This window comes from Streptomyces sp. NBC_01723, from assembly GCF_036246005.1.
Lineage (GTDB): Bacteria > Actinomycetota > Actinomycetes > Streptomycetales > Streptomycetaceae > Streptomyces.
Map to the genome: position 1 here is coordinate 823,083 of NZ_CP109171.1, position 20,455 is coordinate 843,537.

Annotated in this window: 21 protein-coding genes; 13 read left to right on the forward strand and 8 right to left on the reverse strand. The window is 74.1% G+C overall.

Going from position 1 to position 20,455, the window contains the following annotated elements; all coding sequences use genetic code 11:
* Positions 1-36: 36 nt before the first annotated feature.
* Positions 37-1,551, forward strand: a complete 1,515-nt coding sequence (locus OIE75_RS03885) for a monooxygenase (RefSeq protein ID WP_329469516.1) — start codon at positions 37-39, stop codon at positions 1,549-1,551.
* 158 nt (positions 1,552-1,709) lie between these two features.
* Here the strand turns inward: OIE75_RS03885 and OIE75_RS03890 are convergent, their stop codons facing one another.
* Positions 1,710-1,859: a hypothetical protein gene (locus OIE75_RS03890; protein WP_307009676.1), complete on the reverse strand. Its 150-nt coding sequence runs from the start codon at positions 1,857-1,859 to the stop codon at positions 1,710-1,712.
* A gap of 384 nt (positions 1,860-2,243) precedes the next feature.
* On the opposite strand from OIE75_RS03890, the gene dhaK reads away from it, so the two are divergent.
* The 3 genes from dhaK to OIE75_RS03905 are packed head-to-tail and all read left to right on the forward strand — an operon-like array spanning position 2,244 to position 4,288.
* Positions 2,244-3,236, forward strand: a complete 993-nt coding sequence (dhaK, locus tag OIE75_RS03895; RefSeq protein ID WP_307009677.1) for a dihydroxyacetone kinase subunit DhaK — start codon at positions 2,244-2,246, stop codon at positions 3,234-3,236.
* A 49-nt stretch (positions 3,237-3,285) separates the two neighbouring features.
* Entirely contained in the window at positions 3,286-3,885 is a 600-nt protein-coding gene (gene dhaL / locus OIE75_RS03900) for a dihydroxyacetone kinase subunit DhaL (protein WP_122614602.1), read from the forward strand.
* Positions 3,878-4,288 (forward strand): PTS-dependent dihydroxyacetone kinase phosphotransferase subunit DhaM, encoded by a 411-nt coding sequence (locus OIE75_RS03905; RefSeq protein ID WP_329469520.1) that lies wholly within the window; start codon positions 3,878-3,880, stop codon positions 4,286-4,288. Before dhaL ends, OIE75_RS03905 begins: the two co-directional genes overlap by 8 nt.
* 70 nt (positions 4,289-4,358) lie before the next feature.
* Here OIE75_RS03905 and OIE75_RS03910 read toward each other — a convergent pair whose 3' ends face one another.
* Positions 4,359-5,150, reverse strand: a complete 792-nt coding sequence (locus OIE75_RS03910) for a glycoside hydrolase family 75 protein (protein ID WP_329469522.1) — start codon at positions 5,148-5,150, stop codon at positions 4,359-4,361.
* A gap of 385 nt (positions 5,151-5,535) precedes the next feature.
* Here OIE75_RS03910 and OIE75_RS03915 point away from each other — a divergent pair, with 385 nt between their 5' ends.
* Positions 5,536-6,561, forward strand: a complete 1,026-nt coding sequence (locus tag OIE75_RS03915) for a fibronectin type III domain-containing protein (protein WP_329469524.1) — start codon at positions 5,536-5,538, stop codon at positions 6,559-6,561.
* 162 nt (positions 6,562-6,723) lie between these two features.
* Positions 6,724-7,275 carry a hypothetical protein gene (locus OIE75_RS03920; protein WP_185832183.1) on the forward strand — a complete coding sequence of 184 codons (552 nt, stop codon included), beginning with the start codon at positions 6,724-6,726 and terminating at the stop codon, positions 7,273-7,275.
* A 3-nt stretch (positions 7,276-7,278) separates the two neighbouring features.
* Here the strand turns inward: OIE75_RS03920 and OIE75_RS03925 are convergent, their stop codons facing one another.
* The 4 genes from OIE75_RS03925 to OIE75_RS03940 form a co-directional block, all read right to left on the reverse strand.
* Entirely contained in the window at positions 7,279-7,842 is a 564-nt protein-coding gene (locus tag OIE75_RS03925; protein ID WP_307009681.1) for a PadR family transcriptional regulator, read from the reverse strand.
* 40 nt (positions 7,843-7,882) lie between these two features.
* Positions 7,883-9,898 carry an NADPH-dependent 2,4-dienoyl-CoA reductase gene (locus OIE75_RS03930; RefSeq protein WP_329469526.1) on the reverse strand — a complete coding sequence of 672 codons (2,016 nt, stop codon included), beginning with the start codon at positions 9,896-9,898 and terminating at the stop codon, positions 7,883-7,885.
* 120 nt (positions 9,899-10,018) lie between these two features.
* On the reverse strand, positions 10,019-10,390 hold the full coding sequence (locus OIE75_RS03935) for a hypothetical protein (RefSeq protein ID WP_307009683.1): 372 nt from the start codon (positions 10,388-10,390) through the stop codon (positions 10,019-10,021).
* A gap of 56 nt (positions 10,391-10,446) precedes the next feature.
* A complete protein-coding gene (locus tag OIE75_RS03940) occupies positions 10,447-11,340 on the reverse strand; it encodes a hypothetical protein (RefSeq protein ID WP_329469527.1) in 894 nt (297 codons plus the stop codon).
* Positions 11,341-11,593: 253 nt separating this feature from the next.
* On the opposite strand from OIE75_RS03940, the gene OIE75_RS03945 reads away from it, so the two are divergent.
* Positions 11,594-13,666, forward strand: coding sequence for a SpoIIE family protein phosphatase (locus tag OIE75_RS03945; protein ID WP_329469528.1), 2,073 nt, complete (start codon positions 11,594-11,596; stop codon positions 13,664-13,666).
* A 198-nt stretch (positions 13,667-13,864) separates the two neighbouring features.
* Here OIE75_RS03945 and OIE75_RS03950 read toward each other — a convergent pair whose 3' ends face one another.
* Positions 13,865-14,704, reverse strand: coding sequence for a putative protein N(5)-glutamine methyltransferase (locus tag OIE75_RS03950; protein WP_329469530.1), 840 nt, complete (start codon positions 14,702-14,704; stop codon positions 13,865-13,867).
* 221 nt (positions 14,705-14,925) lie between these two features.
* Between OIE75_RS03950 and OIE75_RS03955 the strand changes: the two genes are divergently transcribed.
* The 6 genes from OIE75_RS03955 to OIE75_RS03980 all read left to right on the forward strand — a co-directional run bounded on the left by OIE75_RS03955 (position 14,926) and on the right by OIE75_RS03980 (position 19,599).
* The gene (locus OIE75_RS03955) at positions 14,926-15,408 is read left to right on the forward strand and encodes a MarR family winged helix-turn-helix transcriptional regulator (protein WP_307017726.1); all 483 of its coding nucleotides are present in this window, start codon (positions 14,926-14,928) and stop codon (positions 15,406-15,408) included.
* 64 nt (positions 15,409-15,472) lie between these two features.
* Positions 15,473-16,078, forward strand: a complete 606-nt coding sequence (locus OIE75_RS03960; protein ID WP_329469532.1) for a sulfite oxidase-like oxidoreductase — start codon at positions 15,473-15,475, stop codon at positions 16,076-16,078.
* Positions 16,071-16,847 carry a ferredoxin reductase gene (locus OIE75_RS03965; RefSeq protein ID WP_443078283.1) on the forward strand — a complete coding sequence of 259 codons (777 nt, stop codon included), beginning with the start codon at positions 16,071-16,073 and terminating at the stop codon, positions 16,845-16,847. The genes OIE75_RS03960 and OIE75_RS03965 overlap by 8 nt, the downstream gene beginning before the upstream one ends.
* 163 nt (positions 16,848-17,010) lie before the next feature.
* Positions 17,011-17,595: an Rv1733c family protein gene (locus tag OIE75_RS03970; protein ID WP_329469534.1), complete on the forward strand. Its 585-nt coding sequence runs from the start codon at positions 17,011-17,013 to the stop codon at positions 17,593-17,595.
* Positions 17,596-17,692: 97 nt separating this feature from the next.
* Positions 17,693-18,661: an acetylxylan esterase gene (locus OIE75_RS03975; RefSeq protein WP_329469536.1), complete on the forward strand. Its 969-nt coding sequence runs from the start codon at positions 17,693-17,695 to the stop codon at positions 18,659-18,661.
* Positions 18,662-18,855: 194 nt separating this feature from the next.
* Complete coding sequence (locus tag OIE75_RS03980) at positions 18,856-19,599, forward strand: GntR family transcriptional regulator (RefSeq protein WP_307009694.1); 744 nt, start codon at positions 18,856-18,858, stop codon at positions 19,597-19,599.
* 10 nt (positions 19,600-19,609) lie between these two features.
* Here the strand turns inward: OIE75_RS03980 and OIE75_RS03985 are convergent, their stop codons facing one another.
* Positions 19,610-20,335: a class I SAM-dependent methyltransferase gene (locus OIE75_RS03985; protein WP_329469538.1), complete on the reverse strand. Its 726-nt coding sequence runs from the start codon at positions 20,333-20,335 to the stop codon at positions 19,610-19,612.
* Positions 20,336-20,455: the final 120 nt, after the last annotated feature.

A 20,455-nucleotide genomic window follows, 5' to 3' on the forward strand; every position in this document is an offset into this window, starting at 1 on the left:
TGAACACCGTTCATTAAATAGAGGAGGACAACTCCGATGAACACCGACGTGATCGTCGTGGGCGCGGGCCCGACGGGGCTGATGCTCGCCTGCGAGCTGGCACTGGCGGGCGTACGGATCCGGATCATCGAGCGCCGCACCGAGCCGCAGCGCGATTCGCGGGCGCTGAGCCTGCACCCGCGCAGTGTGGAACTGCTGGACCAGCGGGGCCTGCTCGACCGGTTCCTCCCGCTCGGCCGGACCGTGCCGGGCTGGCACTTCGCCGGGCTGCGGACACAACTGGACTTCCGCGCTCTCGACTCCCGGCACGGCTACAGCCTCTTCCTGGCCCAGGCGCGCACCGAGGCGATCCTGGAGGAGCGGGCGCACGAGCTGGGTGTGGCGATCAGCCGGGGATACGAGGCCCTCGGCGTGAGCCAGGCCGGCGACGGGGTCGAGATGCAAGTGCGCGGTCCGGGGTGCGGCACCGAGACCGTGCGCGCCCGGTACGCGGTCGGGTGCGACGGTGGCCGCAGCGTCGTACGGCGGGCCGCGGGGATCGGCTTCCCCGGTACCGACGAGACGCTGACCGGGGTGCTCGGGGACGTCGCGGTCGTCGACCCACGGCCCGGCGCCCTCGATGTCGCACGGGCCCGTGGCGTACTCGTCGCGCCGCTCGAGGGAGGACTCACCCGGGTCGTCTACCTGGATCCGGAGCGGATGCGGGTGCCGGCCGGGGAGCCCGTGACGCTGGAGGAGTTCCGTGCGTCGCTCACCCGGATCACCGGATCCGACTGCGGGGTCGCCGAGCCCCGCTGGCTGTCGCGCTTCGGCAATGCCACCCGGCTCGCGGAGAGCTACCGTTCGGGACGCGTCCTGCTGGCGGGAGACGCCGCCCACATCCACTTCCCCGCGGCGGGCCAGGGCCTCAACACCGGTCTCCAGGACGCCATGAACCTCGGCTGGAAGCTGGCGGCCGTCGTCAACGGCTGGGCGCCACCGGGGCTGCTCGACAGCTACGACGCGGAGCGCCGGCCGGTCGGGCAGTCGGTCACCGAGAACACCGAGGTCCAGACCCTGCTGGCGGAGCTGGCACTCGTCGAGCAGTACCAGCGCCCGGCCGCGGCCCTGCGGAAACTCCTCGACCAGCTGCTGGGCATGGCGGAGGTCAACCGCCTGCTCGCCGATCAGGTCTCCGCGCTCGGCACCGGATATCCACCGGCGGCCCCGGGCGCCGATCCGCTGGTGGGGCGGCGCATGCCCGACATCGGGCTGACCGCCGCCGGTTCGCAGGCGACGCGGGTCTACGAACTGCTCCCCCAGGGCCGCTTCGTTCTGCTGTCCCTGACCGGCGACCCGGCACTTCGGGAGGCCGTCGACGCGGGCTGGGGCTCGCGGGTCACGGCCTTCACCGCCACCCGGCACGACGAGCACGCGGACCTCGTCGGGGTGAACGAGGTTCTCGTACGCCCCGACGGTCACGTCGCGTGGGCCACCCGCACCACCGACGCCGGCGCGCGCGGCGACGAGCGTGCTCGGGCACTGACGGCCTGGGCGGGTAGGTCTTCCTGAAAGGAGCGGATCACCCGCGCACCGAGTGAGGCCACGTCCGTGTACCACCCGGCCGACCGGATCAGCCATGAGCGCACCGTCTCACCGGACTCTGACCGGTCGCAGCCGGCGGGCTGGATGCGGTCGGGTCCTGGGACGACTGGCCGACCGGACACCGGTCACGGAGGATCGGCCGGGTCGAGGCCGAGCGCCCGGGCCGCGCGGTCACGTCGCTGATCGAGGTCGGGCACGTTCTCCCGGTACTCGTCGGCGACTGCCTGGGGTTCTCCGGCGGTCCGTCCGGGGGCGTCCCGCCACCACGGAGCCACCGGACACAGCCTCGACCCCGCCAGTCCGAGCGCGAGCGGCCCTGCCTCGGCGTCGAGGCTGACCTACACCACTGGGCGTCCCCCCGCCGCTCTCGCCGAAGCAGGCGATGACACCCTCGTCGGTACCCGGGAATCGGCAGCAAGGCGCCAGGGTGACCGGGTACGTCGGCTGGGCGACCGAGGCGCGCCCATACCGTTCTCGCGCGTGACCTTCGCTGCCGCAAGGCCGATACTGCCGACAGCGGCATCCTGACCACGCCGCGCCCGACCGTCCGACCGACCTGACACGCCGGCACCGACGTCAGCCTTGAGTCGGCATCAGCGCTGCCAGAACCCGCATACGCAGGTCAACGACTGGCCTGTCAGGCTTCCCAGGAGGTACCCATGAAGATGCTCATCAACGTCCCCGAGACCGTGGTCGCGGACGCGTTGCGCGGTATGGCGGCCGCCCATCCGGAGCTGGCCGTGGATGTCGAGAACCGGGTGATCGCGCGGCGGGATGGGCCCGTGGCGGGGCAGGTCGCATTGGTGTCGGGGGGCGGGTCCGGGCACGAGCCGCTGCACGGCGGGTTCGTGGGCCCGGGGATGCTCGCGGCGGCCTGTCCGGGTGAGGTGTTCACCTCGCCGGTGCCGGACCAGATGGTGCGGGCCGCGGCGGCCGTGGACAGCGGGGCCGGGGTGTTGTTCGTCGTCAAGAACTACACCGGTGACGTGCTCAACTTCGACATGGCCGCCGAGCTGGCCGAGGACGAGGGCATCCAGGTCGCGAAGGTGCTGGTCAATGACGACGTCGCGGTGACGGACAGCCTCTACACGGCCGGGCGGCGCGGCACGGGGGCGACGCTGTTCGTGGAGAAGATCGCCGGGGCCGCCGCACAGGAGGGACGGCCGCTGGAGCAGGTGGAATCGCTCGCCCGGCGGGTCAACGACAGCTCCCGCAGCTTCGGCTTCGCGCTCAGCGCCGTCACCACGCCCGCCAAGGGCACCCCGACCTTCGACCTCCCGGCGGGTGAACTGGAACTGGGCATCGGCATCCACGGGGAGCCCGGCCGTGAGCGGCGTCCCATGATGACCTCGGGCGAGATCGCCGAGGCCGCCGTGGACGCGGTCCTCACCGACCTCGCGCCGCGCAACCCGGTCCTCGTGCTGGTCAACGGCATGGGCGCGACGCCGCTCCTTGAGCTGTACGGCTTCAATGCCGAGGTGCAGCGCATCCTCCGCGGGCGCGGGGTCGCCGTCGCCCGTACGCTCGTCGGCAACTACGTCACCTCGCTCGACATGGCGGGCGCCTCCGTCACCCTGTGCGAGATCGACGAGGAGCTGCTCGGACTGTGGGACGCGCCGGTGAGCACCCCCGGACTGAGGTGGGGCATGTGACGGTGGACGGGGAAGGGATCGCAACGTACCTACCAGGCAAGGAGACACTGTGCTCGACGCCGACTTCTTCCGCCGCTGGATGACGGTCACCACCGCGTCCGTCGACCGCGAGGCGGAACGGCTCACCGCCCTCGACTCGCCCATCGGCGACGCCGACCACGGCAGCAACCTCCAGCGGGGGTTCAGGGACGTGGCGGCCGCGCTGGAGAAGGAGGCTCCGGACACTCCCGGCGCGGTCCTGATCCTCGCCGGGCGCCGGCTCATCTCCACCGTCGGCGGTGCCTCGGGGCCGCTCTACGGGACGCTGCTGCGCCGTACCGGCAAGTCACTCGGGGACGCGCCCGAGGTCAGCCGGGAGCAGTTGGCGGAGGCGTTCCGGACGGGCGTGGACGCCGTCATGACACTCGGCGGTGCCGCGCCGGGCGACAAGACGATGATCGACGCCCTGGTGCCGGCCGTGGACGCCCTCGGTGACTCGTTCGCCGCGGCGCGCACGGCGGCCGAGGAGGGGGCCGAGGCGACCACGCCGTTGCAGGCCCGCAAGGGCAGGGCGAGCTACCTCGGCGAGCGCAGCATCGGGCACCAGGACCCCGGCGCCACCTCGGCGGCACTGCTCGTCGCGGCACTGCAGGAGGCGGCCGGTGAGTGACGAGAAGCTGGTCGGGATCGTGCTGGTGTCGCACAGCGCCGCGGTCGCCGCGTCCGTGGCGGAGCTGGCCAAGGCGCTGTCGGGCGGTGGCGCGGCCGTCCCCGTCGCCCCGGCGGGCGGGACCGCGTCCGGCGAGTTCGGCACCAGCTCCGAGCTGGTGGCGGCGGCCGCCGCGTCCGTGGACCGGGGTGCGGGCGTCGCCGTCCTCACCGACCTCGGCAGCGCGGTACTCACCGTCAAGGCGCTGCTGGCCGAGGGCGACGAACTCCCGGCGCACACCCGTCTGGTGGACGCGCCGTTCGTCGAGGGCGCGGTGGCCGCTGTGGTGACGGCCTCGACGGGCGCCGACCTCGCGGCCGTGGAGGCGGCCGCCGCCGAGGCGTACTCCTACCGGAAGGCCTAGGTCCTGCGCCGGGGCGGTCGGGGGAGCCCGGCCGCCGCGGCGCGGTGCGCGGCCGTCGGTCGTCCCGGTCTCAGTCGTCGCCCATGAACTCCCGTACCAGCCGCTCCCCCTCCTTCTCAGCGGCCGCCAGGTCCTCGATGGGCTCGACCTGGCTGCCCTTGAAGACGATGTACGTCACGTCGGACGCCGCGCCGCCGCCGTGCGGGTCGGCCGGGACGCCGAGCGCCTTCGCGGCGGCGTAGGACGCCTCGCCGATGAGGTCGCGCGGGCCGACGTCGCCGACGACCGCGTACCGCACCCGGTCCCCGTGGACGAGGGCGGCGAGCGATCCGCCGCGCACGTCGTCCTCGCGGTGGTCCCAGACGTCGCTCGGCTCGGGCACGACGACGTAGGGCAGGTGCTCGGCGTCCAGCGGGCGGCCGTCCGACCGGGTGAACGCGGTGGCGGGGCTGAAGTGCGGGTCGCTGCGGCTGTTGCACCGGTCGCCGGGCACCCCGTCGCAGTCGACGTCCAGGTCGGCCTTCCAGTACACGGCATCGCGCTTGCCGCAGACCGGGATGTCCGCCGGCGTCCCGGAGTCCTTGCGGTAGCGCCCGCGCGAGACGGGTGTGCAGTCGCGTACCTCGGCCAGCAGGTCGGCCGCACGGACGGGCGCCTCTCGCCCGTGCCCCTTCGGACGGTCCGGGACCGGCCCGATCCGGACCCCGGACCGGTTCGCGCGCCCCGGGACGTCCTGGGACCGGACGTCGGCCAGGTGGTGCGCCGGGAGGTCGGCGCGGAGCGGGTGCGGAGCGTCGGGGAACGCCGTGGGAGCGATCAGGGCGGCACTGGCCGCGACCAGCGTCAGCGACTGGACACGCACGATGTGGCCTCTCCTGGGGGACATGGGCGGGCACTCGGTCCCATGTGTCCCCGATTCGGCCGTGCGACCACCTTTCACAGGGCCAGACGGTGCACGTCCCTGTCCTCCGCGCCCGCCTCGGGGGTGCGACCGGGGGCGGGCGGGCCGGGACCTGTTACGGCTCCCGGCGCGCCCGGCCACCCGTGCCGGCACGGGATCTGCGACGACAGCGGTCCGTGCCTCCGGCCCGAACCCGCCCGGAATCCCCCGGAGTTCGACCCTCAGGTGACTCAGCATACGTAACCCGGCGACGCCCCTCTTGATGTGATCGCGTCACGGGCGTCATATTGGTCCGGACCATTGCCGTCGCATCGAATCGGACCGACGCCCCACCGGAGGCTGAGCCGTGCGAGACGTACCCGTTCCCGCTGTCCCCGCTCCCACCGCCGCCCCCGGCGTGTTCCTGCGCCGGTGCGCCCTGCCCCTGCTCTGCGGCACGGTCGTCCTGCTGACCTCCTGCGGCACGGGCACGGGCTCGGGCGGGGAGGGGGAGGGCGGCGGGCTGCCCGGCGTGCCCATGGGCGTCACCGCCGAGGCGGGCAGCGCGACGACCGTGCACGTGATGTGGAACGCGCTGGACGGGGCCGAGAGCTACGAGGTGTACCGCGGCGGCAGGTTGGTCAAGGAGGTACCGGCGTCCGACCGCATGGTGGACGTCACCCGGCTGCGCCCCTCGACGGCGTACGCCTTCACCGTCCGGGCGCGCGACGCCGACGGGCGGCTCGGGCCGCGCAGCCGGGAGGTGAGGGCCACCACGCCGGCCGCCGTCACCGACGCCTCCGCCCCCACCCGCCCGGAGGGCGCCGAGGGCCGGGCGGCGGGCGGCCGGGCCGTGCAGCTCACCTGGTCGGCCGCGAAGGACGACCGCAAGGTGGTGTCGTACGACGTCTACCAGGGCGGCACGAAGGTGCACAGCGTCGGCGGCGCCCAGACGGCGGCCGTCGTCACGGGGCTGCGGCCGGGCACCCGTTACACCTTCACGGTGCGGGCGCGGGACGCCGCCGACAACCTCTCCCCCGCCAGCGCGGTCGTCCGGCTCGCCACCCCGGGGTCGGACGACGGCCGCACCTCCGCGCCCACCGGTCTGCGCGCGGCCTCCCATCTCGCCGACGGGGCGTACTACCTCGACCTGACCTGGGTCCCGCCGCGGACGGACGGCCCGGTCACCGAGTACCAGATCCACCTGGACGGCCGTCCGGCGACCTCCCTGGTCTACGGGGCCGAAGCGCCGCGCGACCTGGCCGAGTACAGCTTCTACGCGGGACGGGAGGCCGGTGTCACGCACCGGGTGCGGGTCCGGGCCAGGCTGGCCGACGGCACCTGGGGCGGCTTCTCGGAGGAACGGAAGGTGACGTTGGGCGCGGGCGGCTGACCTCGGTGCGGCCCGGGCCGGGCGGCGCGTCACCTGGGCGGTCGCGCTCGGCATGCGGGTGCGGCCGCCGCGCTGTTGGCTGCCACTGAGGGGACACGGGCGTTCCCGATCTCGGCGACGCAAGGGATGTGCCGCCGACCGTGCCGCCGGAGGGCAGTCCACATGCGCATCTCTTCGCCGTTTCTCCGCTCCGGCCTGACCGCGGCAGCCGCCGCCGCGCTGCCCGTCGCCCTGGCCGCCGGGCCGGCTCTCGCGGGGCCGGGCATCTCGGTGAGCACCACCGGGACCACGGTGTCGGTCACCACCACGGCTTGCGCCCAGCTCAACGGCAGTTGGGGCACCGCCTCGCTGCTCACCAGCAGCCAGCGCGACTTCGCGCAGGGGCGCCAGGTGGCGCTGTCCGGCACCAGCTCCGGGCAGTCGGCGGCCTGGTCGGGCATCTCGCCGGGCACCTACACGGTGATCGTCATGTGCTCGAACAACAGCACCGCGGGCACCCAGACGGTCATCGTCTCCAGGGCGCCCTCCCCGTCCCCGAGCCGCTCGGCCACTCCGTCGCCGTCCGCGTCGCCGCGCGGTGTCATGGGCGGCCTGGGCGGGGCGATCCAGGACTACGGCACCGCGACCCTGGTGGCGGGCGGCGCGCTGGTGGGGGCCGGTGTCATCGGCGCGGCCTGGTTCCTGCGCCGCCGCGCGAAGCCCTACCGGTTCTGAGTCCTACCGGTCCCGAGCCCCGGTTCCCTCGGCGGGCAGCTCGGCGAACTCCGCCAGCGCGTGCCTGAGCCATCCCGTCCAGAAGGTCTCCAGGTCGATGCCGGCCCGGAGCACCAGGTGCCGCAGCCGGTCCTCGGCGCTGTCCCTGCCGGGCGGGAAGTCCCGCTCCTCGATCTGCCGGTACTCCGCCAACTGCCGCTCGTGCAGGTCCAGATGGCGACGCAGGTCCTCTTCGACACCGGCGGTGCCGACCACGGCGGCGGCCCGCAGGCGCAGCAGCATCGTGTCCCGCAGGGGCTTGGGGTCCTGGGGTACGGCGGTCCAACGGGCCAGCTCCTCGCGGCCCGCGGGCAGCACCTCGTAGGACTTCTTCTGCCCGCGGGCCGGCTGCCGCCCGGGCAGCTCGCGAATCAGGCCCTCACCCTCCAGCTTTCCCAGCTCGCGGTAGATCTGCTGGTGCGTCGCCGACCAGAAGTAGCCGATCGACCGGTCGAACCGGCGGGTCAGCTCCAGCCCGGACGACGGCTTTTCGACCAGGGCGGTGAGGATCGCGTGCGGGAGGGACATGTGCACATCCTAGGGATGCCGCGGGCCGCCCGGACGGCCGCTACAGCGCCGCCGCCAGTTCGGTGCCCTGCTTGATGGCGCGTTTGGCGTCCAGTTCGGCGGCCACGTCGGCGCCGCCGATGAGGTGCGCGCTGCGACCGGCGGCGATCAGGTCGTCGTACAGGCCGCGGCTGGGCTCCTGTCCGGTGCAGAGCACGACCGTGTCGACCTCCAGGACGGTGGACTCGTCGCCGACGGTGACGTGCAGTCCGGCGTCGTCGATCCGGTCGTAGCGCACGCCCGGGACCATGGTGACGCCGCGCTGCCTCAGCTCGGTGCGGTGGATCCAGCCGGTGGTCTTCCCGAGCCCGGCGCCGACCTTGGAGGTCTTGCGCTGGAGCAGGTGGACGGCGCGCGGCGGCGCGGGGCGCTCGGGCGCGGCGAGACCGCCGGGGGTGGCGTAGTCCATGTCGACGCCCCAGAGGCGGAAGTACGTCGACGGGTCCTCGTGCGCCTTGTCGCCGCCGTCGGTGAGGTATTCGGCCACGTCGAAGCCGATGCCGCCGGCGCCGAGGACGGCGACCCGGTCGCCGACGGGGGCGCCGTCGCGGAGCACGTCGAGGTAGCCGACGACGCTCGGGTGGTCGATGCCGGGGATGTCCGGGGTGCGGGGCGTGACGCCGGTGGCGACGACGACCTCGTCGTGGCCGGTGAGGTCGTCGGCCGCGACCCGCGTGTTGAGGCGTACGTCGACGCCGTGCGCGGCCAGTTGGGTGCGGAAGTAGCGCAGCGTCTCGTCGAACTCCTGCTTGCCGGGGACCTTGCGGGCCACGTTGAGCTGGCCGCCGATCTCGCCGGCGGCGTCGAAAAGGGTGACCTCGTGGCCGCGTTCGGCCGCGCTGACCGCGCAGGCGAGCCCGGCGGGTCCGGCGCCGACGACCGCGACGCGCTTGCGCCGCCGGGTCGGGGCGAGGACCAGCTCGGTCTCGTGGCAGGCGCGGGGGTTGACCAGGCAGGAGGTGATCTGGCCGCTGAAGGTGTGGTCGAGGCAGGCCTGGTTGCAGCCGATGCAGGTGTTGATGGCCTCGGGGCGGCCGGCGGCGGCCTTGGCGACGAAGTCGGGGTCGGCGAGCATCGGGCGGGCCATCGAGACCATGTCGGCGGTGCCCTCGGCGAGCAGCCGCTCGGCGACCTCGGGGGTGTTGATGCGGTTGGTGGTGACGAGCGGCACCGTCACCTCGCCCATCAGGCGCCTGGTCACCCAGGTGTAGGCGCCGCGCGGCACGGAGGTGGCGATGGTGGGGATGCGGGCCTCGTGCCAGCCGATGCCGGTGTTGATGATGGTCGCTCCGGCGGCCTCGACGGCCTTGGCGAGGGTGACGACCTCGTCGAGGGTGGAGCCGCCGGGCACCAGGTCGAGCATGGACAGGCGGTACACGACGATGAAGTCCTCGCCGACCGCCTCGCGCACCCGGCGGACGATCTCGACGGGGAAACGCGTCCGGTTCTCGTACGAGCCGCCCCAGCGGTCGGTGCGGTGGTTGGTCCGCGCGGCGATGAACTCGTTGATCAGGTAGCCCTCGGAGCCCATGATCTCGACGCCGTCGTACCCGGCCCCGCGCGCCAGCCGGGCGGTGCGGACGTAGTCGTCGATGGTGCGCTCGATCTCGGCGTCGGTCAGCTCGCGGGGCACGTGCGGGCTGATCGGCGCCTGGAGCGCGCTCGGGGCGACCAGGTCGGCGTGGTAGGCGTAGCGGCCGAAGTGGAGGATCTGCAGGGCTATGCGGCCGCCCTCGCGGTGCACCGCGTCGGTGACGACGCGGTGCTGCTCGGCCTCGTCCTCGGTGGTGAGCCTGGCACCGCCCGGGTAGGGGCGGCCCTCGTCGTTGGGGGCGATGCCGCCGGTGACGATCAGGCCCACTCCCCCGCGGGCCCGGGCCGCGTAGAAGGCGGCCATGCGCTCGAAGCCGTTCTCCGCCTCCTCCAGGCCGACGTGCATGGAGCCCATCAGGACCCGGTTGGGGAGCGTCGTGAAGCCCAGGTCGAGCGGGCTCAGCAGGTGGGGGTAGCGGCTCATCGGGGCGCCTCCGTGCGGGGTGTGGTGCCTCCGTTGTAGAGGACGGCCGCCTCTTTGTGCAACTAGTTGCACAAAGAGGCGGCGCACACCACACCGCCGCACCGGCGGGTCCCGGTCGGCTCAGCGGCTCTCGAGCCGTACGTGCAGCTCGCGCTCCTGGTCCCCGGAGGCCGTGCTCAGGTCGCGCACGGCGAACAGGGAGTCCAGGGTGGTGCGGAACCTCTCGATCGCCCAGTAGCCGCCCTGTACGTCGGCCTCCACGGACTCCCGGAGCCGGGCGGGGTCGCACTCGCCCCGGTGCGCGTCGGCCACGTCGAAGGTGCCGAGCCACACCGTCGGGCGGACCTCGTGGTACTCCCGGGTCACGTCGCCCGCGTGCCGGTCCGACCCGTAGCACGCGCACAGCGCGTCGAACACGGTCCGGGCGTCCTCCTTGCTGCACCCGCTCAGCTCCACGGAGACGGATTCCGGATGCAGTCGCTCAGCGTCCATCGTGATCGCTCCTCTCGCGGCCATACCACCAGAAAAGCACCACCTGGTGCCGGGCACTACCGGGTGAAGCGGTAGGTCTTGCTGTCGGTCAGCACGCAGAAGCCCGGCGAGACGACGATCACGCGCAGGGTGCCGGTGCGGCGGTCGTAGTCGATGCCCTCCGTCTCGAAGTCGCCGGAACAGGCGCTGCGCAGGGGCAGCTGCCGCAAGGCGGTGACGTGGCCGGAGACGTCCGCGGTGCCGTTGGGCGCGGCGGACAGGTCGATCCGCAGCAGGGGTTTGGTGATGCCGAAGAGAGTGCCCGCCGGGTCGTCCGAGGAGCAGAGCAGGGTGGTCGCGTCGAGGAAGTCGCAGCCCTGGACGTCGCGCACGGCGTGGTCCAGACGCACGGTGGCCGCCTGGGGGAGGTTCGCGGACGGCGAGGTGGCCGGATTGACGCCGGGTGTCGGGAAGACCAGCAGCCGGTCCATGGTGCCCCACTCGCCGGAGAGCATCCACCGGCCGTCCGGTGAGACGGCGGACCAGGAGTTGTTCCGCGCCTCACCGGGGCTGAGCGTGTGCACGTACTCCGCCCAGCTTCCGTCGGGCTCCTGTACGCGGAACATCTTCGTGTTGCCGTCGTCGCGCTGGTACGGCTCGATGTAGTGGCCGTCGTAGGAGGCGTCGGGGTCGCCGACGTGGTTCCAGCCCCGCGTGCTGAGGTTCAGCGGGATGGTGCCGATGCCGGTGTAGCGGTTGGGGCTGCCTGCCGGGACCTCGACCGAGGCCAGGCCCTGGCTCTCGGTGAGCGGGTCGGCGCGGTCGGAGCCGACCTCGGTCCAGGTGTCGGCCGCGGACGACTCGGCCAAGGTGCCGGCGGCGGCCGCAGGGCCCGCGAGGCCGGCGGAGAGGGCGAGGGCGGCGAGTCCGGTCAGGACGGTGTGACAACGTTGCCGGGCGCGCAGGGGCATGGAGGCTCCTCGGTGGGGGGCGGGCGGCAAGGACGGGGCGAGCGCGTTCGGCGCACAGTCTGGACCGCCGGCCCGGGCATGTACAGACCAACTCCGGACGCGGTTCGTGCGGCGGTCACCGCCGGGCCGGGAGATGCTGGAAGGAGTCCGCGGAGCCGCTCGGAATCGGCCCTGTGCGCGACGGAACGCGGTAGAACAAGGGAGTCGGCATCAGGAAGGCGTGCCGCGCGGAACGGTGAAGGCGGGGCGTGGGATGAGTACAGCCGGGTCTGCCGGGTTCGAGGGCGACGCGTCGCCGCGCGGCCCCGTGCGGCCCAGCGGACTGCTCGACCTGCTGAGCGTGGCCTCGGTCGTGCTGGACGCCGAGGGCCGGATCGTGCTGTGGAGTCCGCAGGCGGAGGAGCTGTTCGGATACTCCGCACAGGAGGCGCTGGGGCAGTACGCCGCCCGCATCATGGTCCACGAACGCCACCTCGACCTGGTCGTCAAGCTGTTCACCGACGTCATGCGGACCGGCCGCAGCTGGGCCGGGGCCTTCCCGGTCCGGCACAAGGACGGCGGCACCCGACTGGTCGAGTTCCGCAACATGCGTCTGCTGGACGACCGCGGGGACGTCTACGCGCTGGGGCTCGCGGCCGACCAGTCGACGGTGCGGCGGCTGGAGCGCGACCTGGCGCTCTCCTCACGGGTGATCACACAGTCACCGGTCGGACTGGCGGTGCTGGACACCGACCTGCGGTACGTCTCGGTCAACCCGGCCCTGGAGCGGATCAACGGCATCCCCGCCGAGGACCACATCGGCCGGAGGACCCACGAGCTGCTGCCGCAGGTGGACGCGGCCCAGATGGAGGCCGCGGCACGGGAGGTGCTGGAGACCGGGCAGCCGGTGATCGACAAGCCCACCACCGGACGGACGCCCGCCGACCCGGACGAGGACCACGCGTGGTCCGTCTCGCTGTACCGGCTGGACGACGCGCTCGGCACGGTCCTGGGCGTGGCCGTCTCGGTCGTGGACGTCACCGAGCAGTACCGGGTGAGCGCCGAGGCCGCGCGGCGCCGGCTGGCCGCGGTCGCGGACGCCTCCGCCCGGATCGGCACCACGCTGCAACTGGACCGCACCGCGCACGAGCTGGCCGACGTGGCCGTGCCCGGCCTCGCCGACGTCGCCGCCGTGGATCTCCTCCAGGCCGTGGTGGAGGGCCGGCGCAGCAACCTGGGCCCGGCCGAACCTGCCGTGATGAGGGCGCTGGCCGTGCACGCGGACGACGCCCCCGACGCGCTCACGGCGGCCGACCGGCCCGGCCAGGTGGCCCGGTACGGACCGGACCGCCTGGTCACCGAGTGCGTGCGCAGCGGGCGGCCGGTGTGGGTGGCCCGGGTGACCGGGAAGGACCTGGAGCGCATCGCCCGTTCACCGGAGGCGGTGGAGCTGCTGCGCCGGGCGGGCGTGCACTCGTACCTGGCCGTCCCGCTGATCGCGCGGGGCGAGGTGCTCGGCGCCCTGGACCTGAAGCGGACCGCCAACCCGCTCCCGTTCGGCAAGGACGATCTGCTGCTGGCCAAGGAGCTGGCCGCGCGGGCCGCGCTGCAGATTGACAACGCCCGCTGGTACCAGAACGCCCGTACCACCGCCCTGACCCTCCAGCGCAGCCTGCTGCCGAGCCATCCGCCGGTGACCGGTGGCCTGGAGGTCGCCTCGCGCTACCAGCCGGCCGGGGCCACCAGCGAGGTCGGCGGCGACTGGTTCGACGTGATCGAGCTGGAGGGGTGCAAGACCGCGCTCGTGGTGGGCGACGTGATGGGCAGCGGCATCGCGGCGGCGGCCTCGATGGGGCGGCTGCGGACCGCGACGAACACCCTGGCCGCCCTCGATCTGGATCCGGCGCTGCTCATGGAGCACCTGGACCGCACCACGGCGGGCCTGGACCAGGCCATCGCGACCTGCGTCTACGCCGTGCACGACCCGCACGAGAGGCGGTGCCTGATCGCCAACGCGGGGCACCTGCCGCCGGTGCGGCTGCGGGCCGGGCACCCGCCGGAGCTGCTGGACCTGCCCACCGGGGTGCCGCTCGGGGTGGGCGGCGTCCCGTTCACCACGACCGCCGTCGCCCTGGAGCCGGGCGACCGGCTGGTGCTGTACACCGACGGCCTCGTCGAGACCCGCCGGCACCCCCTGGACGAGCGGCTGAACGCCCTCCTGGCGCTGCTGGACGGCCCGGACCGCCCCCTGGAGGAGGTCTGCGACCAGCTCCTGCGCACCCTGCACGAGCCGGAGAACTCCGACGACGTGGCCCTGCTGATCGCCCGCGCCACGCCGCCCGCCTAGAGGTGCCGCACCCCTAGGGGTGCCGTTTGGATCTGGCCGGCCCCAGGCAACGGCGCCCTGCAACCGGCCCGAGCGGGGTCTGGCGCGTGCAGCTGCAAGGCGGAGGAGGGCGACAGGGCGGAGCCCTGGCAACCGACGACAACGCCGCGGATGTGCGTGCCAGACCCTCCGACCCCGGCAAGATCCAAACGGATCCCCCTAGTCCTGTACGCCTGTCACCACGTGGGCGTACAGCTCCTCCGAGACCGCGACGCGGGTCGTCATTCCGGCGCGGGTGAAGGCGGCGACCGCGGCGGGTGCCTGGGCCTCGCTCGTCTCGACCAGCAGGCAGCCGCCGGGCGCCAGCCAGCGGGGCGCCTCGGCCGCGACGCGGCGCAGCACGTCGAGTCCGTCGGCGCCCCCGTCGAGGGCGACCAGCGGTTCGTGGTCGCGGGCCTCGGCCGGCAGCAGGGCCACCTCGGCGGTGGGGACGTAGGGCACATTGGCCGCGAGGATGTCCACGCGGCCGCGCAGGGCCTCGGGCAGCGCGTCGAACAGGTCACCGGCGTACACCCGGCCGCCCGCGTCGGCGAGGTTGCCGCGGGCGCAGCGCACGGCGGCGGGGTCGACGTCGGCGGCGTGCACCTCGGGCCGGTCCAGCGCGGCGGCCAGGGCCGCGCCGACGGCGCCGGAGCCGCAGCACAGGTCCACGACGACGGACGCGTGCGGCGCGTGGGCGAGGGCCTCGTCGACCAGGAACTCGGTGCGGCGGCGGGGGACGAAGACACCGGGGGCGACGGCGACCCGCAGGCCGCGGAACTCGGCCCAGCCGAGGACGAGTTCGAGGGGCAGCCCGGAGACCCGGCGGTCGATCAGGGCGGTGAGTTCACCGGCGTCGCGGGCGGCGGCCATCAGGAGCGCCGCCTCGTCCTCGGCGAAGACGCAGCCCGCGGTGCGGAGCGCGGCGACGACCCCGTCACGCGACGGGCAGGGCACGGAGGGCAGGGGGGAACGCGAGGGGGCGGAGAGCGAGGGGCGTGCGGGAGAGGACGAGGCCATGGGAGCCGAGAGCCTTTCGGGAACCGAAGGGCGCTCTCGACGGTCAGCCGTTCGCGGCGACCGTGCTGCCGTGAGGTGAGAGCACCCGGGTCGACACAGCGGTAATGGGTCTCACCTCCCAGACGTCCGGCGGCCGGGACGGTCCGCGGCCGACGGTCACACTACCCCAAGTTGTACTCTGCAACCAGCGATGCGAGGGAGGACCTGTGACGGCTGCCGAGATGCCCGATGCCGCGGCGGACGCGGCCGTGGAGACCGTCCAGCGCGAGATGACGGCCTTCGCCCGCCGCGCCCGCGCCTCGGCGGGGCGTATGCATCCCGAGCTGTCGCTGGTGTCGTACACACTCCTCGGCCACCTGGAGGAGCGGGACGGCTGCCGGGCCACCGACCTGGCGGCCCACTACGCCCTCGACAAGTCCACGGTCAGCCGCCAGGTGTCCGCGCTGGAGCGGGCCGGGCTGATCGAGCGGCGTCCGGACACCGAGGACCAGCGCGTGCAGGTCCTGCACCTGACGCGAGCCGGGCGGCGCATCCTTGCGCAGGTCACCGAGAGCCGCCGGGCGGCCTTCCGCGAGCGGCTCGCCGACTGGCCCGACGAGGACCTGATCCGCTTCGCCGCGTATCTGGAGCGGTACAACGCGTGGCGGGGCGGTCCGCGGGGCGAGGACCCGGACCGGGGAACGCCGGCCAACACGTACCGTTGACGGCGTACGCACTGATCACGCAGGCCGCGAGCACCTCCCGCAGCGGCCCGAAAGGCCCCACCGCATGAACACCACCCGAGGCTTCGCCGGGCGCCCGCGCGTCGACCGGCCGGGGCTGCCGCCCGGCCAGTACGACGCGGGCGACGACTGGCCCGTGCTGTCCGCCGAGGTCACGCCCGACCTCGCCCCCGCCGACTGGACCTTCCGGGTGGGCGGTCTCGTGGCCGAGGAGCGCACCTGGGACCTGACCGGGGCGCGCCGGCTGCCCGCCTCGGCGTACGAGGGCGACATCCACTGCGTGACCGGCTGGTCGAAGTTCGGCGTGCGGTTCGGGGGCGTGTCCCTGGACGCCTTCCTGGAGGCGGTCCGTCCGCTGCCGTCCGCCACGCACGCCGTGGCCTACGCGCACACCGGCTACACCGCGAACCTGCCGCTGGCGGACCTGACCGGCGGCCGGGCCTGGATCGCCTGGGAGTACGAGGGGCGTCCGCTCGCCCCCGAACACGGCGGCCCGGTGCGGCTGGTGGTGCCGCACCTGTACTTCTGGAAGAGCGTGAAGTGGCTCGCGGGCCTGGAGCTGCTCGACCACGACCGGCCGGGCTTCTGGGAGCAGAACGGCTACCACGCGCGCGGCAACCCCTGGGAGGAGCAGCGGTACTCCGGTGACTGAGACGGCCACACACACGGCGGGGGCCCGCATGCCCCCCACGCGGTTCGCCGTGCCCGGACGCATCGAGGTGAACGGCCTGGTGGCCGGGGCGTGGCAGCCGGCCACGCTCACGGAGATCCGGCGCGAGACGCCCCGCGCGTCCACCTTCCGGTTCGCCGTGCCCGGCTGGGCGGGCCATCTGCCGGGCCAGCACCTGATGGTCCGGCTCACCGCCGAGGACGGGTACGCGGCCCAGCGGCACTATTCGCTGGCGTCCGCGCCGGACGACTCCGGGCACATCGAGCTGACCCTCGACCACGTGGCGGACGGGGAGGTGTCGGGCTGGTTCCACACGGTGGCGCGGCCCGGCGACCGGATCGAGGTGCGCGGCCCGCTGAGCGGCTTCTTCGCCTGGCCGGGCGACCGTCCCGCCCTGCTGCTGGGCGCGGGCTCCGGCGTCGTCCCGCTGATGTCCATGGTCCGGCACCACCGGGCGCGGGGGCTGACGGTGCCGCTGCGGATGCTGGTGTCCGCGCGCGGCCCCGAGGAGTTGATCTACGCGGACGAGTTCGGCCCGGAGACCACCCCCGTCTTCACCCGGAGCGCCCCGGCCGGGACGCCCGTGGGCCGGCTGACCGCCGCGCACCTGGCAGCGCTGCTGTCCGAGCCGCCCGCCGGGGGCTGGGAGGCCTACGTGTGCGGATCGAACTCGTTCGCCGAGCACGCGTCACGGCTGCTGGTGGCCGGGGGCCAGCCGGTGGAGCGCATCCGGATCGAGCGCTTCGGCTGAGCCGCGGCGGAACTTCGCCGTGAGGGTGGGCGAGGCCCGCCGGACTGGGTACCAGTCCAGTACGGGCACTCGCACACTGGCGCGACCCGGAGGCGCGGGGGTTCCCCGCCCGTCATGGACGTCCGTCCGCCTCCCGGGTCGCGGTGATCGCGGGGAGGTCGACATGCGAACCCGGGTGCGTGGCTGGCGCTGGCGGCACAATCCGCTGCGCCGCCGGTCGGACGTCGTCGAGTCCTGGACCCTGCTGGTCGTCGCCCTGCTGCTGTTCGTGGGTGCCCCCCTGCTCGGGGCCGCCACCGCCTGGTGGGGTTACGGCCAGGCGAAGGCGATCGTCGCGGAGCAGCGGGCGGACCGGCACCGCGTGAGCGCCGCGGTGGCCGGCGACACCGGCGGCACCCTGCCGTCCGCCCAGCTCGACGGGCAGCACTCGTACCGCACGACCGTCCGCTGGAGCACGCCGGACGGCACGGAGCGGAGCACCACGGCGCGGGTCCCGGCCGACGCCCGGCGCGGTGACCGGGTCGACGTGTGGCTGGACTCGCGGGGGCGGAGCGTGCCGCCGCCGTCGGACGGCGCCCAGATCTGGCAGCACAGCGCCACCGTGGGCTCCTTCTCCGCCATCGGCACCGGCCTCACGGTGCTCCTGCTGCACCGCGCGGTGCGCGGGGTGACCCTCAGGCGCCGGATGAACGAGTGGGACCGCGACTGGGCCCGCACCGAACCCCAGTGGACGCACCGCGGGGCCTGACGGCTTCCCGCCCGCGCTCTGGTCCGCCTCCCGGCCCCTCACGTACGGTGTGATCATCCGTACGGTCCGGCACGTGCTCCCGCAAAGGCGGTTCCCGATGGCCCTGTTCGATCTTCCGCTCGACGAACTGCGGGCGTACCGGAGCGCGTCGGGCGAGCCGGAGGACTTCGACGCGTTCTGGACCAAGACGCTCCAGGAAGCCCGCGAGCACGACGTGGACGCGCAATTCGAGCCGGTCGACACGGGGCTGTCCACGGTGCGGGTGTACGACGTGACGTTCGCCGGGTTCGGCGGCCACCCGGTGAAGGGCTGGCTGACGCTGCCGGCCGCGGCGGAGGAACCGTTGCCGCTGGTCGTGGAGTTCGTCGGGTACGGCGGCGGGCGCGGGCTGCCGCACGAGCACCTGCTGTGGGCGTCCACGGGCCGGGCCCACTTCGTCATGGACACCCGGGGCCAGGGCAGCGGCTGGGGCGGCGGCGGCGGGACCGCGGACCCGGTGGGCGGCGCGCCCGCCTACCCGGGCTTCCTGACCCGCGGCCTGGACGCCCCCGAGAACTACTACTACCGCCGGGTCTTCACCGACGCCGTCCGCGCCGTCGAGGCGGCCCGCTCCCACCCGCTGACCGACCCGGCACGCACGGTCGCGCTCGGCGGGAGCCAGGGCGGCGGGATATCGCTCGCGGTGGGCGGTCTGGTGCCGGACCTGGTGGCGGTCGCCCCGGACGTGCCGTTCCTGTGCGACTTCCCGCGCGCGACCACGATCACCGACCGGCATCCCTACCGCGAGGTCGGCCTGTACCTGAAGACGCACCGCGGCCGGACCGAGGACGCGCTGCGCACGCTGTCCTACTTCGACGGCGTGCACTTCGCGGCACGGGGCCGGGCGCCGGCCCTGTTCTCGGCGGCCCTGGAGGACCAGACCTGCCCGCCGTCCACCGTCTTCGCGGCGTTCAACGCCTGGGCGCACGAGGACAAGGCGATCGAGGTGTACGACTTCAACGACCACGAGGGCGGCGGACCGTTCCAGCAGGCCGCCAAGGTGCGCTGGCTGCGCTCGTACGCCTGAGCGCCGCTGTCCCGGGTGGAGGCGGCGCGGTTTCGGACACGGCGGTCACGGCGGAGGCCGTACGCCGCCGTAGGCGCGGGTGGTGTTTCGGCCGAACCGGCGGACCGGCCTTCCCTGCTGGTTTAGACCAATGGTACTCCTGGTGGCGCACCGAGCCCGCACGGCTACCGTACGTCACCTCCAGGAGGCGCGGCATGGACCGCACCACCCCGCACGACGACCCTCTCGCCGACGACCGGCCGCTGTACTGGCGGGTGGCGGCACGACTGCTCGGCGAACTGCACGACGGCACCGTCCCGCCGGGCGAACGGCTGCCCGGCGAGCGCCGGCTGGCGGAACACTTCGGCGTGAGCCGGGAGACCGTCCGGCAGGCCCTGGACGTGCTGCGCCGGGACGGTCTGCTGACCACCGACCGCCGGGGCAGTCACGCCGCCCTCCCCGGACCGCCGGCCGGGAGTCCGGCGCCGCTCGCCTTCCCGGTGGGCGCCCGACCGGCCGAGCCCCGTACGGGCGACCGCGCCACCGTCGCCTGGGAGGCGCCGCCGCCCGAGCACGCGGCGGCGCTGGGGCTGGTACCGGGCCGTCCGACGCTGGTGCACCGTTACGCGTCGGCGACCGCCGACGGAAGCGGGCGGCGGACGGCCGTGACCTCGTTCTCGGCCGTCGCGCTCGCCGAGGTCGAGGAGCTGGCCCGCTACCGCGACCGCGCCGACGGCGTCGCCTCGGCCCAGCTGCGGCGGGCCTACGACTGGATGCGCAGGGCGGGCCTGACCCTGCATCACCGGGACACCATCACCCCGCTCACGGACGCGGCCTCGGTCCGGGTCGTGCGCCGGGTGCACGATCAGCACGACCGGCCCCTGGAGATCACGGAGCTCCTGGTGGACGCCCGACAGGACGCCCTGGTCTACGAGTTCACGCTGCCGGCCGCGGGATGAGCCCCGCCCACTACGCCGTACGCCGGGCCGTGACCAGCCGGACCCGTGGGCTGCCGTCGGGTCGCCGGCCGAACTCGGGCAGGGCGTGCAGTTCCGCCCGGAAGCCCGCGCGGGCGAGTTCCCGGCCGACGTCCCCGAGGCGGAACGTCCGGTAGTACATGACGAAGGGCGGCCGCCACAGCGCGTTGCGCACCCGCATCGCGGCGTCGAAGCCGAGCAGCGTCCAGTACCCCGGAGAGCCGGGGCGGGGCGGCGCGACCACGGGGAAGGCGAAGCGACCGCCCGGCCGGAGCACGGACCGCACCTGGCCGAACAGGCCCGGCAGTTCCCGGGGCAGGAAGTGCCCGAACGCGCCGAAGCTCACCACGAGGTCGAACTCGGCGCCGAACGGCAGCGCACGGGCGTCCGCGCGCACCCAGGAGACCTCGGGGCCCGGAGTCGCGGGGCGCCGACGGGCGACCTCCAGCATGCCCGCGCTGAAGTCGACCCCCGTCACCCTGTCCCGGCACACCCGGGCCAGCACGTCCACGCCCGCGCCGGTGCCGCAGCACAGGTCGAGCCCGGCGCCGAACGGTCCCATCGGGGCCAGCGCCGAGGCCACGGCGTCGAGCACCCGGTCCGGCGTCCGGTAGGGGGTGTGGTCGAACTTCGGGGCGAGCAGGTCGTAGCCGCGCTCGACCGACGACAGTGCCTGGACGGCGAGTTCGCGCAGGGTGGGGCCTTCGGGGCTGAACATCGGCTCAGCCTAGGGGGCTGTCCGACGATTCCCGTCATCGCCCGGAGGGCGGCCTCGCGGCGGCGTCAGGTGCGTGCTCTCGGCGTGCCAGGCGTCGCGGGGCTGGGGCACCCCCCGGCC